Genomic DNA, 25,773 nt, shown 5'->3' on the forward strand with positions numbered 1-25,773 from the left:
CACCGCCGCCGCGCGCCCGGCGATGTTGAGAGTGAGCCACGACCAAAAATTGCCGCTCGCAACATTACTTCTGGTTGGCAAACTCGATGTAGTTGCACAACAGTTTGCGCGCTACGTCGGCCGGGCCTTCTGGGCCGGCAAGGTTGCCCAGGATATCGAGCGTGGAAACAATGATTTTTCCTTTGCCGCAGGGGACCACGCCCACCGCAGTGCCCAAGTTAATCGGAGCCGGCGGCATGGCCAGCGGCGTGTTGGAGTGGAAGGCGCCGGCCGCCAGGTCGTCGCCGGTCAACAGCAAACCACTGCGCGAATTTCCGTCGCGGACCACGGCCTGATAGGGCCAATCCATTCCGCCCCCCGTGGGCAAATCTTTGAACAGCGGATGCTGCCGTACGAAATGCACGCCCCCCGCCCAAGTCGTCCCCACCCGAAACGAGCCGTCGTATTTGATTTCGGGCACAATCGATTTGGCTAGTTCCAGCCATTCGGGCGCATTTTCGAGCACGATCAACGTGCTGCCATCGTTGCGCACTCGGTCGATCAATTTTTGAGAACTGGGGCGTTCCACGCCCGCCGGAACGGTCCACAGTAACCGGCATTCGGCATCGCCCGTGGCTTGATGCCACTCGACTTTGATCGGGACGGGCTTGCCCGACTCTAACTGCAAGGTACTGGTGGTGGTTGCGGGCTGCGATCCGCGAGAGCTGCGCGAAGCGCGACTGCCGCGGCCGACGCCGGAGTAAACTAATTTGCCGTCGACGGTGACGCTGGCGGTTCCGCTGCCTTGAAAAGCGAACGAGTACGACCCGCTGGCAGGCGGCAAAATTTGGCCTTCCCAGCGGACCGCGTAGTTGCCCAAGGCAGGCACCGCAGGATCGGGAGGGGCGCCTTCGGCGGCGAACAAATCAATCGTGGCGTCGGTTCGGGAATGAACCTGCGTCGTGAATTCCTGGTCGCTGAAAAATGTTGCCGCCAGCCCGGGCCTGGAAGCGGTGGAATCGCGGAGCTGCGTTTCGGGAACTAATGCAAAGGCCGAGGCGTTGGGACTTTGAGCGGCAACAATCCAATCCAGATGCGGCAAATTGTCGGAGTAATTTTCAACGTGCGCTCCTTTTTCCCGGACCAAAAATTGGCGTAACCGAATGCCGGGATCCAAAACCGAGCCCGCGCCTGCCAGCTTGGCGCTTTTCCAATCGACGCTGAAAATTTCGTCGTGACCCACAGCCGCTGGTTGGCCCGTAGAATCGATCAAAGTGGACCGAATTTGGAACTTTCCCAACGCGCCATTCAGCGGAATTTCGATGCCCTCGACCAAAAGTTGACCATAGGTGTCGCCGCCGGCCACGGAAACATCGACGGATTTAGCAAACGTTTGTTTCCCGGCCGAATCTTCCGCCGTGATTTGTAATTGATAAGGACCTTGAATGTTTTTCTCGTTGACAAGGTAAAAATCGGCAATGACTTTTCCCGTGGGCCGAACGATTTGATTGCGGACCATCACGGCGATGTAGAGCGGCTGATTGTAATACGCCATGATGGCTGGATCGCCCTTAGGATTGCGGAAGCAATCGACCACGCCCGAATGGTTTTCGAGAATTTCTCCTTCCCAGCCATTGATGCAATAAGCGTCGGCATCGTTATTGATGCGGATCAGTTCGATGGTTCGGCCCTGGTGCTCCAGCGAAATGTTTCCCATGGCCTGACACAACGCATCGACGGTGGGAAATGTGGAGCGCAGATTTTTGGCCGTCAGGAATTCATCGAACATTTTATACCAAGCCAGGTACATGGCCCCGTCCCAGCCCAGGTTCGGCGCGGTTTCCAGCTCGTGCTTAATGAGCCCTAACCGGGGCGGCGTGGAAAGCGCGCCTTCTTCGCCCCAAAAGTTGATTTCCTGCGGATCGTTGATGAGATGATAGAATTCTTTGGGATTTTTATAGGCCGATTGCGTGTAAACCGCCGGCCCACCCGCGTGATGATCGTCGTACCAGCCGGTGGTATAAAGCTGGTCGTCAAAGGGGCGGTAGTGCCATTTGGTGCTGGCTTCGTTTTCGATCCCGACGATCGAACGCAAGCCAGAGCTGCGCACAATCAACCGGCTGGGATCAAGGGCATGCATTGCTTTCATATCGGCCGCGTAGTTGGCCAGGGCCGGCGCGGTGGGGCCGGTTTCGTTCGACATGCTATAAATGATCAGGCTCGGATGGCTGCGGTCGCGCTGCACCATTCGTAATACTTTTTCGCGGGCCATGCTGCGCGCAATGCCCTCATTTTTCAAAGCGCCGTTGTCGTAATTGCCCGGTTCCTCGTAATACAGCAGCCCCAGCTCGTCAGCCTTTTCCAAAATAATGGGCTGGCCGATGGCGCGGTGAAAATTGAGCATGTTCAGGCCCAACTGTTTGGCCACGCGAATTTGTCGTTCGGCGATTTCGTCCGTGGCATACAGCCCGTTGATCGGGAAAAACCCCCAACTGATGGCGCTGCGAAGCACAATCCGCTTGCCGTTCAGGCGAAACATGGCCTGCTTGCCGATATCGACCGGCTCGAACCAACGGAATCCAAACGTTTTTTGCGCCGCGTCGTTCGGCGGTTTGGACGCTGAATTGCCGGACGCGTCGACCTCCGACAGCTTCGCCTCGCAAATATATAGATTGGGGTGATCCGGATCCCAGAGCTTGGCCTGCGGGCAGGAAACTTTGAATCTGACAACATTCGCGCCCGGGGCCAGTTCCACTTCTTTTTGCTCAGTGGCCAGCGGCTGGTCAGCATTTTGTTTATCGCGAATCGTGACCCCGATATTTCGGTGAACCGTCTGAGCCGTGGTATTGCGCAGCGTGGTCTCGATGTTCACGTCGGTCATGGCCGGCGTGTTTTGCACATAAATATCGTCCACATACACCGGATCCGTAACTAAAAGTTTGACCCGGCCCGTGATCCCGCCAAAGCCGTGGCCAAGCAGAATTTGATTTTTTCCCCAATCGATCAAACCCTTGTCGTGCCAGTCGAAGTTGCCGCCCGGATCGGTAATGCGGACTGCCAGTTGCACACGATCGCCGGGTTTGGCAACGTCGGACAAATCGACCTCGAAGGGGGTGTTCCCGATTAAATCGTAACCGACCAGTTTTTGATTCACGTACACTTCCGCCCGTTGCCGGACCGATTCGAACCGGAGCAGCATGTGGCGGGGGGCTGTCGCTTCGGGTATTTCCAAGGTCCGAACCCACCAACTGACGCCAACAATATCGCCCTCCGGCCCCGGCGTTTTTTGCAAGTATTCTTCCGCCGTCCCGGGGACCGCTGCGTCGCGGGCTTGATCGGAATCGAGCGCGGCCCAGCCGCCGGTAGGCGCGTTCGTGGGAAGCTTGGAGAGATTGACAGGGAGCGGAAAAAGTTCGTCGTTTTTCCACTCGGCTTTGGCATCGTACCAGAGCTTCCATCCGGGACCGGAAAGATTGATTTCCTGCCGTTCCGCCCCCAACAGCGATTGCCCGGCTAAGCTGCTTAGCAATGCCGCGGCAAGGAAATATTTGGACAGCGAGTGGGCGAATTTCATATTTGGCGATTGACGCACGAAGCGCCAAACCCCCGTTGGCTTTCGTGCTTATTCAGCACGCTGAATGATCGGCCGTGTGCACGATACGGCTATTGTAAACTTCGCCAAGGTCGGCCGCCACGTCGCCGCAGAAAGGGCATCAAGAAGAAGCGTGAACCTGCTCGTCGAGCGCGGCTGATTTGTACTTGCGCCGCGTGGCCAATTTCTTCTGCACCCAGCACGCTTTATTCGCTTTCGGCCCAGACGCGGAGGGTGCGATCTTCGTCGATTTCGACATGGATGACGTTGGGGTGGCAGCAGACGGGGCAATCTTCCACGTACTCCTGGCTTTCGCCGGCCGACAAGTCAATGGGAATGACAATTTCCTCGCCGCAACTGTCGCAGATATATGACGATTCGGATTGCATGCGGGAGGGGGTAGAGGATAGGGGGCAGGGAGTAGGGGAAGTGGGTTCGGGGTTCAGATTGCAGATTGCTAGTTGCTAATCGCTAATTGCTAGTCGCTGATTGTTGTCCAATCCCACTTCTGCATGGGGGTCAGGAAACTGTGGCGCGTTAAATCGTAATGCAGCGGCGTGAGGGTGATGTGGCCTTTTTCCAGTTCGGATAAATCGTTTTCTTCGTCGGGCGGAAGGTCCGGCAACTCTCCCATGGCCCAGTAGTAGTTGCGGCCGCGGGGGTCGGTTCGCTTTTCGTACTTCTCGCCGTATTGCTGAATGGCCATCGGCACAATTTTGACGTGCGGCGGGCGGCCGAGTGCGGCCGTCGGAATGTTCAAATTGTACAGCGTGGGCCGATCACCTTGATTGGCCAGAATTTTTTCGATGACCACGAGAGCGAGGTCGGCGGCTTTGTCGAACTGGAAGCGTTCGTTCCACTGGAGCGACACGGCGATGCTGGTGATGCCGAAGAACGCCCCTTCGATGGCCGCCGCCACCGTGCCGCTGTACAGCACGTTGATGCCGGCGTTCAGTCCGCCGTTGATACCGCTGACAACCAGGTCAGGCCGCTCGGGGCAATATTCCGAGATGCCGATTTTGACCGAATCGGCCGGGCTGCCTTCGACGGCGTAGCGGCGGTGGTGGCCTTCGACAATTTCTTTCACCACCAGCGGCGTGAGAAACGTGATGGAATGCCCGACACCGCTTTGCTCGGTGGCCGGCGCACACACGGTGACGTGGCCCAGCCGCGAGAGAGCCTGTTCCATGGCGGCCAGGCCGGGAGCGAAAATGCCGTCGTCGTTAGTGAGGAGAATTTGCACTGGTGATGCTTTTCGGAGGTGATTTGTTCCTGGTCGTCGAATTCGATCGATTTTTGTTCCTGTAGGAGGGGAATTCCTTCCCCGATGTCCGCGTCAAACGTCGATCTGTCGGCGAAGGGATTCGCCTCCTACAATCTGCTCAAATTGGCGACAACCAATTTATTGCTCGCGCGCCGGCAAACCCGGCGGCTAAAAGCACTACTATACAGCGCGCCGGCCGGAGCGCAAATGACGCTGGCGAAAATGGTCGAACTCAGTACGATAAGCGGCGACTTTCGAAAATTCTAACCCGAGCGATGCCGATGATTTTGCTTATCGCCATTTTGCAAACCGCACTGGTGGTGGTCATCATTCCGGTGTATTGGCGGCAGCATGGGTGGAAGAATTTTTTGTGGATGTCGGACATTGCCCTCTTCGGCAGCACGATTGCGCTGTGGTGGCCGAATCGGTTGCTTGTTAGCACGGAAGCGGTGTCGGTGTTGGTGCTCGAAATTGTCTGGGGGATCGACATTCTGCTGAGGCTGATTCTGGGCAGCAGGTTCGCGGTGCTTAGCAAATACATGTTCCAGCGGGAAATTCCGTTGTGGATTCGGCTGCTGTCGCTGTTTCATGTGTGGCTGCCGTGGCTGCTGTTGTGGCAGGTGATGCAAACCGGTTACGACCCGCGGGCCTTGGTGGTGCAGACCGTAGTGTGGTGGGTGGTGGTAACGGCCTGCTATTTTATTTCCACACCCGAGGAGAACATCAATTGTGCGCACGGCGTGGGGCAGTTGCCGCAGCGGTTGACGCCCGTAGGATATTTGATTTTGCTGCTGTTCTTTGTCCCGGTATGCGTGTACGTACCGACGCATTTTTTTCTGGGGTGGGTGGCGGGAGGGTGAAGCAGTGTAGGGGTGTGGAGGTGAGGAGGCGGGATGGATCGAGTATGATGGTGCAGGAATCAGAAACAGATCGCTTTGAAATTGGGCAGTCATTGCGAATATGGATTCAAATACGAAAAGTGATGCGTATGCTGTATGGGCCGAGTGGGGCCCCGCGCTTCGGATTTCCCGAGAAGAACGGATGGCTGAGTGCTTTCCAGAAGTGAGTGAAGCCGATCGACTCGCATTTCTCTCAGAATTTGAGATCGTGCGAGCAGAGATATGGAAAGTTGCGGAGGAGGGCGCGGAAAAACGTCACACAAAAGAAGCCTTTGAAAAACGAATGACTGATCGTTTCCCGTGGATGAAGAGAGAAGCATTGGATAAAGCTTGGTTCTTAGCGAATTATTATGCGTGGCATGAGGGTTACGACAAGAGGTAGGCGTCCTAGCCCAGCCGGCAGTCCGGTTCTATAATCTGACTTTTCCGCCCGGGCCGTGTCTCCAAGAGGAGTGTCTCGGGCGGTTTGTGTTTGTCGCCCGATGATGGAAATCGAGATAATGTAGAGACGGCTGTCCTCAGCCGTTTGCTTCGAGAAGTTTCCAGGCGTCTGAGGACAGACGCCGCTACATTCCTGCAAAAACAAAAATGGCGATGTCGGCTGCGGTGTTGAACCCTGTGGAAAAATCAACGTCTAGCATTGCCGCGGAAAAAGTGCTGGTGCTGGATTTCGGTTCGCAATTTGCGCAACTGATTGCCCGGCGGGTGCGCGAGCAAAATGTGTACTGCGAAATTGTGCGGTACGACATTACGCCGGCGCGGGTGCGGGAAATTGCTCCGCGGGGTTTGATTTTGTCCGGCGGACCGGCCAGCGTGTACGAGGCGGGCGCGCCGCACTGCGATCCGAAATTGTTCGAGCTGGGCATTCCGGTGCTGGGCATTTGCTACGGGATGCAGTTGGTGTGCGAAGCGCTGGGAGGGAAAGTGGAAAGCCACCCGTCGCGGGAGTTTGGGCGGGCGCGGTGTACGGTGCTGGCGGTGGATGGTGGTGAGCGTGTTGGTGGTGTGCCCCCTCACCCCGGCCCTCTCCCACAAGGGGAGAGGGAGAATGATGGATTATTCGCCGGTGTGCCGCAACAAACGGAAGTGTGGATGAGCCACGGCGATCAGGTGATTGCGGTTTCGAGTGATTTCATTCCGCTGGCGCGGACCGAAACGTGCCCGATCACGGCAGTGAAGCACAAGCGGTTGCCGATTTACGGTCTGCAATTTCATCCGGAAGTAACGCACACGCAGCCGGGCAAAAAAATTCTGTCGAACTTTTTATCAAAGATTTGCGGCTGTCACGGCACGTGGCAACTGGCCGATTTCGCCGAGCAAACCATCCGCGAAGTGCGCCACCGCGTCGGGCAGCAGCGGGTGATTTGCGGATTGTCGGGCGGGGTCGATTCGGCCGTCGTGGCGGCGCTCTTGGCAAAAGCCATCGGACCGCAACTGTCGTGCATCTTGGTCGACAATGGCTTGTTGCGCAAGGATGAAGAGGCGGCGATCATTCGCGAATTCACCACGCACTTCAAAACCGATTTGCACGTGGTGAAGGCCGAAGAGCGGTTTTTGACGGCGCTGGCCGGCGTGAGCGATCCGCAAGAAAAGCGGCGACGGATTGGGCACGTGTTTATCGATTGCTTCAAGGCTGAGGCGGCGCGGATTCAAGGCGTCCACTTTTTAGCGCAGGGGACGCTGTATCCCGATGTGATTGAAAGCGGGGCGGCGGTGGATGGGCCGGCGGCCACGATCAAGCTACATCACAACGTCGGCGGGTTGCCGGCGGAGTTGGGATTCGAGCTGATCGAGCCGCTACGAGATTTGTTCAAAGACGAAGTCCGCCGGCTGGGCTTGCAACTCGGCCTGCCGGAAGAAATTGTCTGGCGGCATCCGTTTCCCGGTCCGGGCCTGGCGGTGCGCTGCTTGGGCGAGGTGACGAAAGTGCGACTGGACAAATTGCGCGAGGCGGATGCGATTGTGGTACACGAAATTCGCGCCGCGGGATTGTATCGGCAGACAGCGCAAGTGTTCGCCGTGCTATTGCCGGTGCAAAGCGTGGGCGTGATGGGGGACGCGCGAACTTATGAAGACACGGTCGCCGTGCGGGCGGTCGATACGGAAGATTTTATGACCGCCGATTGGAGCCGGCTGCCGCACGAACTGCTGGCGAAAATTTCGTCGCGGATTATCAACGAAGTCCGCGGCATCAACCGCGTGGTCTACGACATCAGCAGCAAGCCGCCCGCGACGATCGAATGGGAGTGAGTGGTGAGGAGTGAGTGGTGAGGAGTGATTAAATTCGCTTGCGGTTTAGCGGGAATTGCTCGGTGCACCGGCGATACCATCGCCGATTTTGTGCTATGTTCCCAGCGCCGCCACGGCGGCGCGAATTTCGGCTAGCGGCGTGTCGGGCGGCAGCGGCTCGCCAATCACTACATAGGTGTGCAGGCGGGGGAAGCGGAGCGCCTCCTCGGGATGCGTGGGCTGTTCGCCGCAATAGACGGGCAAAATCGTGGCCGGCACTTTGGCCCGCAGTTCGGCCAGCAAATGCTCGCCCCCCTCGTGGCCAGCCTGCCCGGCGTCGGCGGAAAAATCTTCCGCCAGGCTCAAACCCAGCAGATAATTTTGCCCCAGCGTGACCAGCCCACGGGCCAGGGCGTTATCTTCCGCCGATAGCTGCACCTTGCGGTTGGCGGCGATCATGACGCCCGTGCTCAAAGCGACGTCGCGCAGCATGCGGTCGCCGCGCGCATCGGGCGGGGCCACGAACCGCGTGAAGCGATCGACCGTGGAAACGACGAGAATCCAGTGATCGAAGTCGTGCGAGTTGCTGATCAATATCACCTGGCCGTTGGCCGGGATGTTATCAAAACCCAAGGCGCGCGAGTGGCGGCGGCGAGAGGAGCGGATCCACGATATCGCCCGCAGAATGAAATCGGGCCGTTGCCACCAGGCCAGGGCGAGCATGACCAGCGTGATCAGGCTGGCGAAGAGGAATAGTATTTTCGGAATCCGCAGGGCGCGGATGAGCTGCCCCTGGTAGGCGGTGATTAAATCGGGATGGCTTTTCACGGCTTTCATGTGCAGCGTGAGCCCCAAAAACCCCTGCAGCCGGGCCGTGATGAAATAGAATACCAGCACCGCTAGCAAGCCGCCCACCACGTTCAAAAAATTGCTGGTGGCGACCAAATTGCCTTTGCTTTCCTTCGGCGAGCGATGCTGTAACAGCGTGTACAGCGGCACAATGTACAGGCCGGCCGCCACTCCGACGGCGATCAGGCAGCCGATCATTTGATATTTGTTGGGCACCACCAGCGATAGGGCGGCGGTGGTGGCAATCAGCAGCGACAGGCCGATGGGCACCAGTCCCAATTCCAACCGGTTGCCGGAAAAATATCCGGCCAGCGAGCAACCAATGCCGACGCCCAGACCCACCATACCAAGCAAAATCGATACTTCCCACTCGATCCGCGACGCTTTGGATTCCTCGGTATGCTGCTCTTCTTTGAACGGCGCGTTGGCGGCGACGGCGTCGGCCACTTCGGGCGATTCTTCACTGACGATGGTCTCGGTTTTGGAGAGCGGGGAGGCGGTTTCGCCCGATTGGCCTTCGTTTTCCTGCCGTACGGCAGAGAGGGCCTGGGCCGTGGCCGCCGGTGGCTTGGGGAGCCGGCTGGCGATCACAATTTCTTCAATGGTTTCCCCCTGAAACAGCAGGCATTGCCGCAAGTACAGCGTCATCAGCGCGAAAAACGCAATGCCGATGGCGGCCAAAATCAGCGGCCGGGAGCGATTGAGCACCGTGAGATTTTTTTTCAGCGGCACAATGGGATTGAACGTCAGTGGCATTTCAGGCGCGGCCGCCGGAATGCGGCGAATAAGCATGGACGCCGCCGCGCCCACCAGGGCGAGCAAAAACAGCACCAGGCCGATGACCCATTCCCGGCCCGGGTGCAGTATGTTCACCATGGCAGTGCTGTCGATTTCAGATTTGATCCATAACCAGCCATACATTGCGCCGCCGAAGACCGTGCCCAAAATCGTGGCCACAAAACTGGCGCCTTCCAAAAAACCGTTGCCGCGTGACAAGACCGAGGTGTCTACAATCTCCGGCATCATGCCGTATTTGGCGGGAATGAAAAACGCACTGTGCGTGCCCATCAGGAAGACGACGGAAATCATGAGCACGGAGCTGATGATGGCCAGCGCTTGTTGTGAGGCCCAACCCCAGCCAGCCGTGTGCGGCAACACCAGGGCGAACAAAGCCACGGCCATAATGCCGACTTCGGCCAGCTTCCAAAACACAACGATGTTGCGTTTGCTGTATTTGTCGGCCAGCACCCCGGCCAGCGGCGAAAACAGAAAAAACGGCGTGATGAAGCAGGCGGTGACAATTGAGATGACCGCCTTGGCGTCGATCCAGCCGATCGCCACGAAACGGACCAGCATGTCGGTGGCGTAAAATAAAGCCACGATGTGGCTGGCCTGATCGTTAAACGCCGCCAGAAACTGCGCCAGCACCAGCCCGATGAAATTGCGCGATTTCAGCGTGGGCGAAGGGGTAAACAATTTGAGCGCTCCAAGGCAACGGTCTGTCCGATCGTCGCCTAACTTGGGGAATGTAGCGGCGTCTGTCTCAGACGCCCTGGTTTTTTCAAACAGAACGGCTGGGGACAGCCGTCGCTACATTCGAATGAGCAACGACCTTATGGGCCAAGCGGTATGGAAGGGCCGAATATACCGGAGAAAGTGCAGTCCGCACCAGTGGCACTGGCTGGCGATATTGTCGTGGAGCGGATTTAAGGGGCGCGCTAAAAATTGCAGTGCACGCCGCGGCGGCGGAGTTCTTGTTCCAGGGCGTCGGGCGAGGTGTATTGCACGGCATCCCAGCCGCAGCGGCGGGCAGCGGCGACGTTTTTTTCGATGTCGTCGACGAAGAAAATTCTCTCCGCGGGCACGCCGGCCAGTTCGGTGGCGCGGCGGTAAATTTTTTCATCGGGCTTTTGCACGCCGATTTCGTAACTCAGCGCGAATGTTTGGAACGCCCTCGGCAAAATGCCGTAGCGGCCGTCGGTCACCAGCCGCCAGTGCGACGGCGAAATGTTCGACAGCACGCCCAGCGGAATTTGTGAATCTTCTAAATTCGCCACCAAGGGCAGCAAGGCGGTGTTGAGCGTGAAGATATCGGAATCGGCCTGCAGCAGCGCCGCCATGTCGGGTCCGCTGCCGGTCAGGCGGCAAAATTCGCTGTAAAACTGCTCGTCGTTCAACTCGCCCCGTTCGTACTGCCATAAAATGGCATGCGAGCCGATGAGTACATCTTTCACTTTGTCTTCCGGCACGCCGCTCAGCTCCGCAACCTGCCGAATTTCCTGCGGCCGGCTGAAATAGCACAGCACATTGCCCAGGTCGAAATAGATGAACGCGGGAGGCATCGGCAGGCAAGGGTTCAGGGTTCAGGAGTCAAAGAACCAAGCCGACGACTTGTCGTCGGAAATTCAGTGGCGATTATAGCAGGCCGCAGTAAGGGGGAAACGCCCACCTGCGCCGCCAGTGGACCGCGAACCGGGGATGACTTAGGATGCTCGTTTGTATTGATGTTCGATTGCGGAGCGCCGGAGAAGCGCTCGCCTTGCGGCCCGCGGCTAAACCGCAAGCGGGTCACCACAACCAACTCAAATCAAAAAATGCTCAACAAATTTAGTTCTCGCGTGACGCAACCGAAAAGCCAAGGGGCTTCGCAAGCCATGCTGTACGGCACCGGCCTGAGCGAAGCCGACATGAACAAGCCGCAGGTCGGCATCGCCAGCATGTGGTACGAGGGGAACACCTGCAACATGCACTTGGACAAGCTGGCCGCCAGGGCGAAAGAAGGGGTGACGGCCGCCGGGATGGTCGGCATGCGGTTCAACACCATCGGCGTAAGCGACGGGATTTCGATGGGCACCGAGGGGATGTGCTACTCGCTGCAATCGCGCGATTTAATTGCCGATTCGATCGAAACCGTGATGCACGCCCAGTGGTACGACGCCAACATCAGCATTCCCGGTTGCGACAAAAACATGCCCGGCTGCGTGATGGCCATGGCCCGCGTGAATCGACCGGCGCTGATGATATACGGCGGCACCATCAAGCCGGGGCACATGCCGCGGGCTGGCGAAGGGCATGCTGAGGGAGAAACGCTCGACATTGTTTCAGCCTTTCAATGTTACGGCGAATTTGTGGCGGGCCGGATTGACGAAGCGACTCGCAAAACCATCGTGCAAAAATCGTGTCCCGGGGCCGGGGCCTGCGGCGGCATGTACACGGCCAACACCATGGCCTCGGCGATCGAGGCCTTGGGCATGTCGCTGCCGTACAGTGCTTCCACTCCGGCGGAAGATGCGGGCAAGGCGGATGAGTGCATCCGGGCCGGCGCAGCCATTCGGAATTTGCTGGAGCGCGACATCAAGCCCCGCGACATTATGACCCGCCGCGCATTTGAAAATGCGATGGTCATTGTGATGGCCTTGGGCGGTTCGACCAATGCGGTGCTGCATTTAATTGCTATGGCCCGCACGGCAGGCGTGGAATTGGGCATCGACGATTTTCAACATGTGAGCAAGCGCGTACCGTACATTGCCGATTTGAAGCCCAGCGGCCGGTTCGTACAGGAAGATTTGCACAATGCCGGCGGCACGCCCGGCGTGATGAAGTATTTGCTCGACGAGGGTTTGCTAGACGGCGATTGCCTGACTGTCACTGGTAAAACGCTGGCGGAAAATTTGGCCGCGCTGCCGGGACTGAAAGCCGGGCAACAAGTCGTGCAAACGGTGGAGAAGCCGATCAAAAAAACAGGGCACATTCAAATTTTGCGCGGCAATTTGGCGACCGAGGGGGCCGTGGCGAAAATCACGGGCAAGGAAGGGCAGCGGTTCGAGGGGCCGGCCAAAGTGTTCGATTCAGAAGAAGACATGCTGGCGGCGCTGGAGGAGAAGAAAATCGTCAAAGGGGATGTGGTGATTATTCGTTATGAAGGACCCAAAGGCGGCCCGGGCATGCCGGAAATGCTGACGCCCACCTCGGCCATTGTCGGCGCCGGGTTGGGCAAAGATGTGGCACTGCTAACCGACGGGCGATTTTCCGGCGGCTCGCACGGCTTTATCGTCGGGCACATTACGCCCGAGGCTCAGGAAGGGGGCGCGATTGCTTTGCTCCGCGACGGAGACAAAATCATCATCGACGCTGCGGCCAACAAAATCGACGTGCAACTTTCGGGCGATGAACTGGCCCGTCGCCGCGCTGCCTGGAAAGCCCCGGCATACAAAGCCACCCGGGGCACGCTGTACAAATACATTAAGAACGTGAAGAACGCTTCGCTGGGCTGCGTGACGGATGAGTGACGATTCTGGCTTGGTATTCTGGCTTGGTAGAATCGAATAATTACCCTGATGGACCCTGCCAGCACTCCCAAAACCGGCATTGCCCTGCTTTTAGCCCGCCGCTACACTTTTCGGCCCGCGTAGTCTCGCGGTGCGCTTTCGCGCTGTTGGGTCTGGGCATTTGTGCCAAAACCAAGCTGATTCTGGGTTTAAGCCTGGCGGATCGCTGCCCGTCAAACTGTTGTAATTCAAAATCGTGCTTCTAAAATGGATATTAGGTCGCGGTGGGCCTTTGCCAAGGATGGTAAACCATGAAGACCACATTGTTTGGGGCGGTTGGTGGTGCGTTGATTGTGGGGCTGGTTTGGTCGGTTTTAGGCCGTGAGACGCCGGTCTTCGCCGAACACCCTTCGGTGTATGATCCGGCTTCGGAGTTGATTGCCCTGCCCACGCAGGTCGACAACGCCCGGCAGCAGATTACGGTGATCGACCCCGTCAAGCGCGTAATGTGTGTGTATCATGTGGATTTGCCGACCGGCGCAATCACGCTGAAAGGTGTGCGAAACATTTCCGGAGATTTGCAAATTGACGACTTCAACGGGGTGAATCCGCTACCCCGGGATGTTCGAGCTCAATTAGATCATCGGTAGCCAGGATGGTTCCCGTTCAAACTGTTGAGGGGGAAAAGGGAATTATGGCACGCAAACTTATCGATCAAGAAGAAGCCGCTCGTATGCTCGGAATTACCCCCGAGCAGGTTTCGGTCCTGCGCGACCGGAAAAAGCTGTTTCCTTACCGTGATGGTGACCAGTGGAAATTCAAGCAGGAAGACATCGAGCGCTATCGGGAAGAAATGAAAGACGAAAAGCCGGCGGAGCCGGAAGAAGCCCCGGTGTGGGACAGCGGCGCCGGCGAAGATTTGGAAAATATTGACTTGCAGGTGAATGACGAAATCGATTCGATTCTCCTCAGCGAAGTGGAAATGGGAAAATCCAGCAGCGAGGGGGCGAGCACCATTATCGGCAAGCCCGACGAAGGTCCCGCCGAGGAGTTGGATTTGCCCCCGGCCGCCGCGAAAAGCGATGACGTCTTAATTCCGCTCGACGATGACGCCGACATCCTGGCCTCCGGCGGCAGCATGGTGCGAAAAACAGAAAGCAGCCTGAAGCTGCCCGGCAGCTCGGCTGGCGATTCCAAAAATGTGCTGTCCGGCAATTCCGCGCTGTTAAAGGGCGGTTCCACCCAGTCGCACGATGCGGGTTCCTCGGGGCTGGATTTGGTGGGCGATTCCGCACTGGCAAGATTTGGCGAAGTGAAATTGGTTCCCAGCCCGGAAGGGGACAAAAAAAGCGGCGGCAGCAGCGACAAGTTGTTCGGCTCCGATGCCTTGCAGTTATCCGACGAAGAATTAAAGCTGATGGAAGTCGGCCCGCCGTCCGATGCCGCGCCCAAGCCCGCGGAGGGCTCCAAAAAAACGTCCGGCTCGTCGATCAAACTGGGCGATGAAGAATTGGAAGTAGTGGTCGGAGGCAGCAAATCGGGCAGCGGATCAGATTTAACGCAAAGCCCCAGCGACAGCGGCATTCAACTCATCAGCGCTTCCGATAGCGGGCTCTCCCTCGAGCAGCCCTTGGCTTTGGGAAGCTCCGCCCGGCGCTTGCTCGATATGCCCACGGAAGGGGCGGACATCACGGAAGAAATTGTGGCGGAAGCCCCCATTGAGTTGAAGGCCGAAGACGACTTTTTGCTGACCGCCATGGACGACACCGGTGAAGATTCGTCCGACAGCGGCTCGCAAGTCATTGCCTTGGACACCGACGACGAAATGAGCTCCGGCATGTTTGCGCCCGCGGTCACCGGCACGGGGATGCTGGAAGAAGAACCGACAACCGCGATGAGCGGAGGTTCGCCGCTGATGGGCGCCAGCTCGCCGTTTGCCGCAACTTCGGCAATGATGGCCGGCGCGGCCGGTGCGGCGCCTGGTGGGGAAGCGCCCTATTCCACGGCCAACATCGCTCTGCTCTCGGTTTGCGTGGTGCTCTTGATGCTCTGCGGCATGATGACCTTTGACCTGGTGCGGAATATGTGGAGTTGGGACGGCCCTTACCCCGTGAACAGTTCCATCATGGATTCCATTGGCAAGACCGTGGGGTGGATGGAAAAATAGGCGGCAAGCAATGGCCGCTGGCCACTCGCTGCGAGTTCGAAAGGAGTCGAACAATGTGTCATAATCCTCAATACGCCGCTTGGTTGGCGGCTTTCACAGGCACCATAATGCTTTCCGGCTGCGCGTTTGCGCCGCGGGGCGAATTGACCGCCGCCCAGGAACAAAATCGGCTGCTGTCGGAGCAAAGCCAGTCGCAGCAAGCCGAGATCGATAATCTACAAACGCACAACCACAAGCTGGAAGACAAGCTGATTCAGTCCGAAGAGCAGTTGGCGGCGCTGGATCAGCAAGCGCAGGCCGATCACAAACGCCTGGCCGCGCTGCAAAGCGAACTTTCCGACGGCAACGGAAATCGCTTGCCCCCCGGCTTGAGCACGCAGCTGGCCAATTTGTCGCGCCGCTACCCCAGCCTGCAGTACGATACCGCCACCGGCGCCGCCAAGCTCGATTCCGACGTGCTCTTCGATCCCGGCCAAGCCGATTTGAAAGACGATGCCCAACAAATGCTGGGCGAATTTGCCCGCATTCTGCGCGCCCCCGAAGCGCGCGATTTGAAGCTGATGGTCGTGGGGCACACCGACGCCTTAAAAATCGCCAAGCGCGAAGTGCGAGAAAAATATCCAGACAATTTCCATCTCAGCGCGGCCCGGGCCTTGGCCGTTGCCGATTATCTCAAGCAAGCCGGCGTCCCGGCACAGCGAATTGGCGTCTCGGGCTTTGGCGATCACGAGCCCATTGCCTCCAACACCACCGCCGAGGAACGGCGGCTCAATCGCCGGGTGGAAATTTTCGTGCTGCCGCCGGAGGCGCCCATCGTCGGTTGGACCGAAACCACGACGACGCTGTATTAGTGCGGAATGGGAAATTTGGAAACTCGGCATTGATCCGCGACGCTTGCGGTTTAGCAACGAGGCTAGCGAGCGGGTTCTCTTTTCGGCCCTTACTTTTGGGCCACGGCCGCTTTATAATCGCAGTTAGAGAAGGCGATTTTGTTTGGCGGACATTGCTAGGATGATGAGGCGCTGCGAACCTGCCTGAGCGCCTCTTTTTTCGCTTCGGCGGCGATTTTGGCCGCCCCACCCGCGAGATGCCCATGGATTGTGAAAGCGTTTGCCCACGCTCCCGGTGGAGATTGTCGACCACGGTGCTTGTGGCGACTTCAATGTTTTTGGGCGGTTGCCAAAGGGCGACTGAAATTGCCCATTACCGCGTGCCCAAGGAGCCGGAAGTCAGCACGCCGCCCGCGGAGACCGAATCCGCCAGCACCGACAGCCCAGGCGCTGCCAGCGCAGAAAGTGCGCCAACAGACCGCATGCTGGCCGCCATGGTGCCGCACGGCAATGCGGCATGGACGTTCAAACTGACCGGGTCGATTGAAGCCGTCGACAAGCATGCGGCCGCGCTGGAAGGGCTGGTTCAATCGATAACCTTTCCAGAGAAACCCGGCGGACAACCGCAGTGGAAGCTTCCCGATGGATGGACGCAGAAGGCCGGCACTTCGGAAATGCGTTTGGCCACCATCACCATTCCCGACGAGCAGCCGCCGCTGGAAATCTCGGTGGGCATGATTCCCTGGCCTGTGGCTGAGAGTGACGAACGGCTGCTGATGAACGTCAACCGCTGGCGGGGGCAAATGCAATTAAAGCCGGTCGATGCCGCTGTGATGGCGGAGAACATTCGCACGCTGGATTTGGCGGATGGTAAAGCGACGTTGATCGACCTGAAAGGAAAATTCAAAGCCGGAGGCATGACGCCGCCGTTTGCCGGCGCGGCAAGTGGTCCTGGTCCGTTACCGCCGGGTCATCCCCCGATGGCAGATTCACTTCCAACCGGCCATCCGCCCATCGCAGATTCATTGCCCGCCGGTCATCCACCGGCGGCGAATTCTTCGGCGGAGCAAGACACTGCCAGCACGCCCGATTTGCCGTTCACGTTTACCGCGCCCAGCGGGTGGAAAAAGGCGGCCCTGCCGACGTTTGCCGTGGCGGCGTTTGCGGTCGGCGAGAATTCGCCCCGGCCGGAAGTGACGATTACGCCGTTGCCGGAGTCGGCCGCAGGAATTGCCGCCAATGTCAACCGCTGGCGCGCACAATTGGGCCTGGCTGCCGCTTCGGAAGACGAACTAGCGGCCGAGGCAAAACCGTATAAAGTAGATGGACAGCCGGCCCAATGGGTGCAATTGGTCGGTCCGGAGAGAACCAGTCCGCGGAGGTCGATTGTGGCCGTGGTGGTGGGGCACGACGGAGTGAATTGGATTTTCGCGCTGAAGGCCGAGGCGGCCGTCGCGGATAGCCAGCGGGCGAACTTCGAGAAGTTTATCGGCTCCGTGAAATTCGGCCCCGCGGCGAATTGATTACGCAGTAAATTTCAATGTGGTAAATTGAACAGGCGGGAATTCGAACGCATGGCTACCGGCGCGCTACCCAGCGGCACCTCGCACTTGCATGTCACCGGCCATGCACGGGCAAAATCTTCTTTGCGCGCGGGCGTCATCGCTGTTTTCAAACCGCTGGCATCTTTGAAGCTAACCGTGACGCTATTCGCCCTGGCGATCTTTTTAATTTTCGCCGGCACGCTGGCCCAGGCCCGGCACGACGTGTTGTGGGTGCAGGACCATTATTTTTTCACACTGCTGGGTTGGATTGAATTCAAAACCTTTTTTCCGCCGGCGTGGTTTTCCGATTCGCCCGGGCTGTTGAACTTGCCGGGCAGCTTTCCGTTTCCCGGCGGATTTGCCCTTGGCGGGCTGATGGCCGTGAATTTATTGGCCGCTCATGCGGTGCGGTTCAAAGCGCAAACCAAGGGGCTGCGATTGTGGAGCGGGCTGGGAGTAATTGCCGTGGGCTGCCTGGTGACGTGGTTGGTGATTGTGGCCGGGCCGGGCAAAGACGGTTCGCAAACCAGTTCGCCCATCGATTGGCTGATGCTCTGGAAAATTTTTCTGGGCGCTTTGGCCTGCGCTTGCGTCGGCATTGCGGTGACGCTGTTTCAGATCGATGCCAGCCGAAAACTGGAACGCGGCGTGCTATTGGGCGTGGGAATTGGGCTGCTGAGCCTGCTGGCGTTTTTGCTGTTTCACGTCGACGCGCAAGATTTGAATCCATCGGCCATGCGCATATTATGGCAACTCTTGGAAGGAGAATTTGCCGCCGGGGTGTTGTTGATCGGCTGCGTTTTGGCGTTTCGCAAGCGGGCCGGCATCGTGCTGTTGCATGCCGGCATTGGCCTGATCATGGTCAATCAACTCGTCGTGTATTGCCTGCACAAAGAAGAGCAAATGCGGATTACCGAAGGTCAAACGGCCAATTACGCCAGCGACGTCCGCACCGTGGAACTGGCGGTGATCGATAAAAAATCGAGCACGACCGAAGATGACGTCACGGTGATTCCGGAACAAGCGTTGCGCGACAGCCTGACGGCCAAAAAGGCCATTTCCGATACGCAGCTTCCCTTTGACGTGGAAGTGCTCGATTACTACGAGAATTCCTTGCTGCGTGAAGCCACGCCGGAAGATAAGCCGATTGCCGACGCGGGCATTGGCAAAATCCTCATGATCGAACCCCAGCATACCGTGACCGGCGCCGACAGCGGCGATCGCTTGAACGAAGCGGCGGCCTATTTGCGGCTGACCGAAAAAGGTTCCGGCAAACCGCTGGGCACGTACTTGGTGGGCGTGGGCTATCCGCCGGAGCAAAAAGCGGCGGTCGGTGACAAAGAGTACGAAATCGCGCTGCGCTTCCAGCGCGATTACAAGCCGTACGCCATGCACTTGCACGAAGTGCGGGGCGACATGTATTTGGGCACCAGCATTCCGCGGAATTATTCGTCGGACTTGCAATTGGTCGATCCGGCGCGAAATGTCGATCGGCGGGTCGATATTCGCATGAACGAGCCGCTGCGCTACGGCGGCGAAACGTTCTATCAAAGCGAATTTGACGACGGTGTGCGCAGCGGCACCGGCGTCAAAGCCACCACGCTGCAAGTGGTCACGAACTTCGGTTGGATGATTCCGTACATCGCCTGCATGATTGTGGCCACGGGCTTGTTGGCGCATTTCAGCCTGACGCTGGTGCGGTTTTTGCGCCGGCGGGAAGAAGGCCAGGCCGCGCTGTTGCGAGCCGCCGCCCGACAGACTGCGGGCAAACCGTCGATCGCGCTGCCGGTGGCCGTGGCGGCTTTAGCGGTCGCCGCTTTGGCCTATGCGGCTTACGTGCCAAACGTAGGTCCCAAGGAGTTCGATTTATACAACTTCGGCAAATTGCCCGTCATGTCCGGCGGGCGCGTGCAGCCGATGGATTCACTGGCCCGCAACACGCTGCGGTTGCTCTGCTCGCGGGAAGCGTATCTCGATCAATCGGGCATCGAATTGAAGGCCGACCAAGACGAAAAAAGTGGGCTGGAGGTGGTATCGGTCATACCAGGCAGCGCGGCCGAGCTGGCGGGCATTGTTCCGAAAGATCGCATTGTGTCGCTGGATCATGTTGCCGACGGTGAGCTGACTTTGAAAACCGCCACGGAGCGGCTGGAAGACAACGGTCGGCCCACGGTCAAAGCCATGATTAGCACCGGCGACCAGCCGGCGCGGGAAGTGGACATCAAGCGGGAGTACCAGCCGGCGGTGAAGTGGCTCTTGGAAGTGGCGGCGCGGCCGGAAGTGGCCGACCGGCTGCACGTGTTCCGCGTGGATAATCTTGATTTGCTGAACATGCTCGGTTTGCCGCGGCGCGAGTACTACCGCTATTCGTGGAACGAAATCAATAAAGACCCGAAGGAAATGGAAAAAGCGTTCGATGCGTTGGGCGATCGCACGTCGGGAACGTTTTCGGTGCTGGAAAAAAAACTTTCGGAACTGCAAAGCCGGATGGATTTGTATTACGTGTTACAGGGCTCGTTCTGGAACCGGCCGGTGCCGCCGCTGCCTACGGACGAAGAGGCGAAGGCCGATCCAGAGGCGGCGGAAAAGACGACGGCGCAAATTAAAAATCGCCTTGTGGGTTTAGCGCAACTGATGCAGGCGATTATGAAACCGCATGCCGAAGTGCATCCACCGCTGGCGGTTCCCACGCTGCAATCGCGCGATTTGCACGCAGCCGCGCAGCCGGTCGAGGCGGCCGCCGCCACGTGGGAACCGTACACCATGGCCTGGCTGCGGAATTATTTCGCCGACTTGCGGCAGCAGCCGACTAACCCGGCGGCCACGTCGCTGCAAAATATCTATGACGCTTATGCCCAGGGCGATGCCGGCGCGTTCAATCGGGCGGTGGTCGATTACTCGATGTCACTGGCGGAAAAGCCTCCGGTGCAAATGGAGCATGCCGTGCCTGGGTTCGAGGCGTGGTTCAATCATTGGAGTCCGTTTTTCGATTGCCAATGGCTGTACTTCGTGGCGTTTTGCTTCGTGGCGCTGTCGTGGCTTGGCTGGAGCCGGACGCTGAACCGGACCGCGTTTTGGCTGATTGCCGTTACGTTTTTGGTGCACACGTTTGCGCTGGGGGCCCGGATTTACATTTCGGGCCGGCCGCCAGTCATCAATTTGTATTCGACCGCCATCTTTATCGGCTGGGGGGCGGTGCTTTCGGGTTTGATTCTGGAATCGGTTTATCATTTGGGATTTGGCAACGTGGTGGCGTCGTTGGCCGGATTCGTCTCGCTGCTGTTGGCCGACCGGCTAACACTTCTATTGGAACCCTCCACTGGCGGCGACACCATCAGCGTGATGCAGGCCGTCCTCGATACCCAATTCTGGCTGGCTACGCACGTGACGGTGGTGAACCTGGGCTACGCCGCCACCTATGTCGCCGGATTGCTGGGATTAATTTACGTGGTCCGCGGCTTGTTTACCCGTTCGTTAAGCACGAGCGACGGCAAAGATTTGGCCCGCATGATTTATGGCACAGTGTGCTTTGCAATTTTCTTCAGCTTTGTCGGCACGGTGCTGGGCGGGCTATGGGCCGACGATTCCTGGGGCCGTTTTTGGGGCTGGGACCCGAAGGAAAACGGCGCGCTCATCATCGTGCTATGGAACGCGCTGGTGCTGCATGCCCGGTGGGATGGCTTGGTGAAAGATCGCGGATTGGCGCTGTTGACCATCGGCGGGAACATTGTGGTCAGTTGGTCGTACTTCGGCGTGAACCAACTGGGCGTGGGACTGCACTCGTACGGCTTTACTGAAGGAGTGCTGCTGGCCCTGGCGATCGTTTGCGCCAGCCAACTACTGATGATTGCGATTGGATTATTGCCGCAGCGCTATTGGCGCAGCAACAGACCACAGGCCGCGGCGTGAGAATGACCAAAGATGGTGAATGACCAATGACCAAGCACGAATGACCAATCAGGCGGCAGCAAAACATTGGTCATTGGTCCCGGCGCGCCGGGATGGTCATTGGTTATTTTCTCAGTGTAAATCTCGTCCACCGCGGAGGCGGGCTTGCGGCGGCGATTGCGGGTCGCCGGGCACAACGTCGGGCACCGGCAACATCCGCTGGAGCCAATCGGTTTGGCGCGTGGCGGGCACTTGCACGCGGCTGTCGGGCACCAGCATTTTGATCAGCGCCACGACAGGCACAGGGGCGCCACCGGATTCGGCAAGCAACATCGCATTGCCGGCACGGATCACGGCGCCGGGCTCGCTTTGCTGGCAATGGCCGTGAATCGCCAGACCCTTGGTGTCCAAAACGAACGCGGCCGAACATTCGGCATAGGGCAACAGCTCATCGTCCCGAATCGTACCGCCGGCGCGCATGCGAAGGAATTCGGCCGCCGATCGCAACAATGAACCGCTGACCACGCCTGGCCCGGCGTGAATGCTGCCCGTGGCTTCTTCCAATCGGCCGGCATGGAACAGCGCGTGGTTGATGGTCGCTTCGGCAACGCCGCTCATTTGATGCGGAAACTGCTCGCTAACGAGCCGGTGCAAATCGATGTTCTGTAGCCCGCCGGCGGTTACTTCCGCTTGCCAACCGTCGGGCGTTTCGCACGCCCGAATTTTCGCGCTGCATAGGCAATCCGACCCCAAGTGATTTTCCAGCCCAAGAGTGGCACAAACCACCGGGTAGGGGAGCGATTGAATCACGATGTCACAATTGTTGCCGCCGTCATTGACGCCGGCCGCTGCGCGCGCGTCGGGAGCGGCGGTGACGCTGTGGCGCTGGAATTGCACGATTTGGCGCGATGCATCGGCATCGGGCGTGTTCGGCAGACGAAACACGAACGACGTGCGCTGGGCATCGCTGGAGTTTTCGAAGAATGCGCCGCAATCGACCAGGGTTTGATCGCCGCCGGGCCAATGCAGCGTGAGCTCGCTGCCAACGAGACGAATGTCGGACGCCCAGCCATGCAGGCGGCGGTCGACGAGGGCTTTCAGCGCCGCGGCATGCGACAATTGCAATTCGGGCTGCGAGAGCGTTGCCAGGATAATCCCGGAAGCGTTTTCGTTGAGCTCCACTAAGCGCGCGGCGGCGATGGTTTCGCCGCTGTCCGGATCTAGCAGTTCCACGCCGTGCAGCAAGGTGCAGCCGGGCCGCGGAAAGGCGACAGCGCTGAGCTGAACCTTCAGACCCAGCGCCGATTCGAGCTGAGCCCGAACCGCCGTGGCTTGGGCCGCGCTATTCACGCGAATGCACCAGGCCAGCACCGTGGCCGTGGGCAACACACCGCACAGCAAGAACAGCGTGCGGCAAATGAAACGTCGGGTGCGCTCGTGCAAGGGAAACATCCGTGTCTCCAGGGGAAGCGATTAGCGATTAGCAATTAGCGATTAGCAAGAATTCAGATTGCGGTTTTCGCCTCTTTGGCTAATGGCTAGTCGTTAGTTGCTTTGTTTGCTACCGTTCTCGGGCCAGATTCAAAAACAAATCGTAACGGGATTTCATTTCTTTCAGGCTGTCGCCGCCGAATTTATCGATCAGGGCCGCGGCCACCTCGAACGCCACCACGTTTTCCACAATCACGCTGGCGGCGGCCACGGCGCATACGTCGCTGCGTTCGTAGGCGGCGCTTTCGGGCTGGTGCGTTTTCAAATTCACCGATTCCAACGGCTTGCGGAGTGTGCTGATGGGTTTTTTGGCGGCCCGCACAATCAGCGGCTGGCCGTTGGTCATGCCGGCTTCCAGTCCGCCGGCGTTGTTCGTGGGGCGCACAAAGCCGAGGTTGGGGGTGTTGCGCTGCGATTCGTCGAATTGAATGGGATCGTGGACTTTGGAGCCGCGGCGACGGGCGGCTTCGAACCCCAGGCCAATTTCCACGCCTTTGATGGCCTGAATGGACATCACAGCCTGGGCCAAGCGGCCGTCGAGCTTGCGATCCCACTGCGTGTGGCTCCCCAGGCCAAACGGCAGGCCTTCCACGCGGACTTCGAGAATGCCGCCCAGCGTGTCGCCATCTTTGCCGGCGGCGTCGATCAGTTGCTTGAACTGTGCGTCCTGCTGCGGATTGAGCGAGTAAATTTCGCTTTGATCGCGCAGCTGCTTATGCTTTGTGATGTCGCCGGGTTGCGGTTCGATTTTCATGCCGCCCAGTTCGACCACGTAGCCGAGCACTTCAATGTCGAATTGCGCCAGCAGTTGCCTGGCCAATGCCCCGGCCGCCACACGCACGGTGGTTTCACGGGCGCTGGCCCGTTCCAACACGCTGCGGATGGAGCCGAGGTATTTGATGGCGCCGGTCAGGTCGGCGTGGCCGGGGCGCGGGCGGTCCAAATCTTCCAGCCGTTCGAGTTTGTAATCTTTGTTGACGACCTCAAGCGCGATGGGGCTGCCGAGCGTGACGTTTTGCCAAATGCCGGTCAGGATTTCGACGGTGTCGGTTTCGATGCGCTGCCGCCCGCCACGGCCGTAACCACCCTGACGACGGCGCAGCTCCACGTCGATGGGAGCGGTGTCGATGGTCAGACCGGCGGGAAAGCCATCGATCAAAGCCACAATGGCTTTGCCGTGCGATTCACCGGCGGTGAGGTAACGCAACATGTGGCCTGGGAAGGGGTTGGGAATTTCGATTGGGAAGCAACGGCGCGCAGCACCAGCGCCGAACCTCTCAATTGTACTTGGATGCCGAAGACGAAGGTAGGCAGATTTCTGCGATGCTAGGACGCTTGCACTTATGCCCACGCGAATTTCTGGCCGGTCAGTTGCTCGTAAGCCTCGATGTATTTTTCGCGCGTGCGGGCGACAACATCATCGGGCAGCGGCGGCGGCGGGCTGTTTTTGTCCCAGGCGGTGGTTTCCAGCCAATCGCGGACAAATTGCTTGTCGAACGAGGCCTGCCCCTGGCCGGGATGATATTGATCGGCGGGCCAAAAGCGGGAACTGTCGGGCGTCAGGACTTCGTCAATGAGAATAGTTTCACCGCCGACACGGCCCCATTCGAACTTGGTGTCGGCAATGATGATGCCGCGCCGGCGTGCCAGTTCCGCACCACGGCGATAAATGGAAACACTGCGGTGGCGCAGTTCGTCGGCGGTTTCTCGCCCGACGATTTCCACCATTTGCTCAAACGAAATGTTGATGTCGTGCCCCGTTTCTTCTTTGGTGGCCGGCGTAAAAATCGGCTCGGGAAGTTGGTCGCTTTCCTTCAGGCCGCCGGGCAAGCGAATGCCGCACACCGAGCTGGTTTTTTGATATTCTTTCCAGCCGGAGCCGGACAGGTAGCCCCGGACCACGCACTCGATGGGAACCACATCGGTTTTGCGGCAGAGCATACTGCGGCCGGCCAGCGGCTCGGGATCAACGCCGGCCGGAAGGCCGAAATCGTCGACATTCATGGAAAGCAGATGATGCGTTTCCCCCAGTTGTCCAAACCAGAAGGCGCTAATTTGCGTCAGCACGCGCCCCTTGTCGGGAATGCCGGTAGGCAAAACCCAATCGAACGCACTGATGCGGTCAGTGCTGACCAGCAGCAGGCGGTCGCCCAAATCGTAGCAATCGCGCACTTTGCCGCGGCGGACGGGCCAGCCGGGGATGTTCGTTTCCAACAGCGGCGGGGAGAAGGTCGTAGGCATGAGATGTTGTGAATTAAGAAATCATGTACAACAGGGGTGAACGATTCGCGGAACGGCGATCTGTCAACGATGGCAAGGCGAAAACGTTGGAGTGGCTGACCGATCGCTGGCAGCGGCGTGTTGTGTTCGAAACTCGTTGCTGACGCCTGAATATACCAATCTGCCCGGCGGCCGGGTAGGACTCGGTTGATGTCGCGGCATTGTGGATGTTACATTGGAGAAGTTCGCGGCCGACGTTCGCGGCGAGAATCTCCTTTCGCCGCTGATTCGCCTTTGACTTTATTTCGCCCCCTCTTCTGATTCTTCTCATTTGCGATACACGCCATGGGCCAGATACGATTCCTGGTTCCGCAGCCCAATCGCGTGTCGCCGCAGGCTATTCAAACAGCCCATATTTGCGGACGAGATCGCTTGCCCTTTATTTGCCGCGTAACCGCCGGCACCAGCGGCGAATTGACGGTCGAGCGCGACGAAGACGAATCGGGCACTTTCAACATTTTATGGCCTGTAGCCGAGCGTGGCGGCATGCTGC

At 58.7% G+C, this 25,773-nt stretch carries 19 protein-coding genes; 11 read left to right on the forward strand and 8 right to left on the reverse strand.

The genetic code is table 11. The features are described from left to right. Positions 1–64: 64 nt before the first annotated feature. The 3 genes from VMJ32_10805 to surE all read right to left on the reverse strand — a co-directional run bounded on the left by VMJ32_10805 (position 65) and on the right by surE (position 4,814). Positions 65–3,553 (reverse strand): PA14 domain-containing protein, encoded by a 3,489-nt coding sequence (locus VMJ32_10805; GenBank protein ID HTQ39510.1) that lies wholly within the window; start codon positions 3,551–3,553, stop codon positions 65–67. A gap of 224 nt (positions 3,554–3,777) precedes the next feature. After that, entirely contained in the window at positions 3,778–3,960 is a 183-nt protein-coding gene (locus VMJ32_10810; GenBank protein HTQ39511.1) for a CPXCG motif-containing cysteine-rich protein, read from the reverse strand. A gap of 89 nt (positions 3,961–4,049) precedes the next feature. Next, positions 4,050–4,814, reverse strand: coding sequence for a 5'/3'-nucleotidase SurE (gene surE, locus VMJ32_10815; protein ID HTQ39512.1), 765 nt, complete (start codon positions 4,812–4,814; stop codon positions 4,050–4,052). An 84-nt stretch (positions 4,815–4,898) separates the two neighbouring features. Between surE and VMJ32_10820 the strand changes: the two genes are divergently transcribed. The 4 genes from VMJ32_10820 to guaA all read left to right on the forward strand — a co-directional run bounded on the left by VMJ32_10820 (position 4,899) and on the right by guaA (position 7,984). Next, positions 4,899–5,102: a hypothetical protein gene (locus tag VMJ32_10820; protein ID HTQ39513.1), complete on the forward strand. Its 204-nt coding sequence runs from the start codon at positions 4,899–4,901 to the stop codon at positions 5,100–5,102. Between the two features lie 14 nt (positions 5,103–5,116). Beyond that, a complete protein-coding gene (locus VMJ32_10825) occupies positions 5,117–5,695 on the forward strand; it encodes a hypothetical protein (GenBank protein HTQ39514.1) in 579 nt (192 codons plus the stop codon). Between the two features lie 100 nt (positions 5,696–5,795). After that, positions 5,796–6,116, forward strand: coding sequence for a hypothetical protein (locus VMJ32_10830; GenBank protein ID HTQ39515.1), 321 nt, complete (start codon positions 5,796–5,798; stop codon positions 6,114–6,116). Between the two features lie 212 nt (positions 6,117–6,328). Further along, positions 6,329–7,984 (forward strand): glutamine-hydrolyzing GMP synthase, encoded by a 1,656-nt coding sequence (gene guaA / locus VMJ32_10835; protein HTQ39516.1) that lies wholly within the window; start codon positions 6,329–6,331, stop codon positions 7,982–7,984. A gap of 93 nt (positions 7,985–8,077) precedes the next feature. On the opposite strand, the gene VMJ32_10840 is transcribed toward guaA, so the two are convergent. Next, positions 8,078–10,288: an MFS transporter gene (locus VMJ32_10840; protein ID HTQ39517.1), complete on the reverse strand. Its 2,211-nt coding sequence runs from the start codon at positions 10,286–10,288 to the stop codon at positions 8,078–8,080. 242 nt (positions 10,289–10,530) lie between these two features. Beyond that, on the reverse strand, positions 10,531–11,154 hold the full coding sequence (locus tag VMJ32_10845; protein HTQ39518.1) for an HAD family phosphatase: 624 nt from the start codon (positions 11,152–11,154) through the stop codon (positions 10,531–10,533). A 252-nt stretch (positions 11,155–11,406) separates the two neighbouring features. Here VMJ32_10845 and ilvD point away from each other — a divergent pair, with 252 nt between their 5' ends. The 6 genes from ilvD (at position 11,407) to ccsA (ending at position 21,530) form a co-directional block, all read left to right on the forward strand. Next, positions 11,407–13,101, forward strand: coding sequence for a dihydroxy-acid dehydratase (ilvD, locus tag VMJ32_10850; protein HTQ39519.1), 1,695 nt, complete (start codon positions 11,407–11,409; stop codon positions 13,099–13,101). A 290-nt stretch (positions 13,102–13,391) separates the two neighbouring features. Beyond that, positions 13,392–13,730 carry a hypothetical protein gene (locus VMJ32_10855; protein HTQ39520.1) on the forward strand — a complete coding sequence of 113 codons (339 nt, stop codon included), beginning with the start codon at positions 13,392–13,394 and terminating at the stop codon, positions 13,728–13,730. Positions 13,731–13,774: 44 nt separating this feature from the next. Continuing rightward, a complete protein-coding gene (locus VMJ32_10860; GenBank protein HTQ39521.1) occupies positions 13,775–15,247 on the forward strand; it encodes a helix-turn-helix domain-containing protein in 1,473 nt (490 codons plus the stop codon). Between the two features lie 53 nt (positions 15,248–15,300). Then, on the forward strand, positions 15,301–16,098 hold the full coding sequence (locus VMJ32_10865; GenBank protein HTQ39522.1) for an OmpA family protein: 798 nt from the start codon (positions 15,301–15,303) through the stop codon (positions 16,096–16,098). Between the two features lie 242 nt (positions 16,099–16,340). Continuing rightward, entirely contained in the window at positions 16,341–17,600 is a 1,260-nt protein-coding gene (locus tag VMJ32_10870) for a hypothetical protein (protein ID HTQ39523.1), read from the forward strand. A 51-nt stretch (positions 17,601–17,651) separates the two neighbouring features. After that, positions 17,652–21,530, forward strand: coding sequence for a cytochrome c biogenesis protein CcsA (gene ccsA / locus VMJ32_10875; protein HTQ39524.1), 3,879 nt, complete (start codon positions 17,652–17,654; stop codon positions 21,528–21,530). 111 nt (positions 21,531–21,641) lie between these two features. On the opposite strand, the gene VMJ32_10880 is transcribed toward ccsA, so the two are convergent. The 3 genes from VMJ32_10880 to VMJ32_10890 form a co-directional block, all read right to left on the reverse strand. Next, complete coding sequence (locus VMJ32_10880; protein HTQ39525.1) at positions 21,642–22,961, reverse strand: hypothetical protein; 1,320 nt, start codon at positions 22,959–22,961, stop codon at positions 21,642–21,644. Between the two features lie 109 nt (positions 22,962–23,070). Continuing rightward, positions 23,071–24,210, reverse strand: a complete 1,140-nt coding sequence (aroC, locus tag VMJ32_10885; GenBank protein ID HTQ39526.1) for a chorismate synthase — start codon at positions 24,208–24,210, stop codon at positions 23,071–23,073. Between the two features lie 131 nt (positions 24,211–24,341). Beyond that, a complete protein-coding gene (locus VMJ32_10890; GenBank protein HTQ39527.1) occupies positions 24,342–25,241 on the reverse strand; it encodes a phosphoribosylaminoimidazolesuccinocarboxamide synthase in 900 nt (299 codons plus the stop codon). A 324-nt stretch (positions 25,242–25,565) separates the two neighbouring features. On the opposite strand from VMJ32_10890, the gene VMJ32_10895 reads away from it, so the two are divergent. Then, positions 25,566–25,773, forward strand: a 208-nt coding sequence (locus VMJ32_10895) for a hypothetical protein (GenBank protein HTQ39528.1), incomplete at its 3' end; no start/stop codon positions are given.

This window comes from Pirellulales bacterium (assembly GCA_035499655.1).
Taxonomy (GTDB): Bacteria; Planctomycetota; Planctomycetia; order Pirellulales; family JADZDJ01; genus DATJYL01.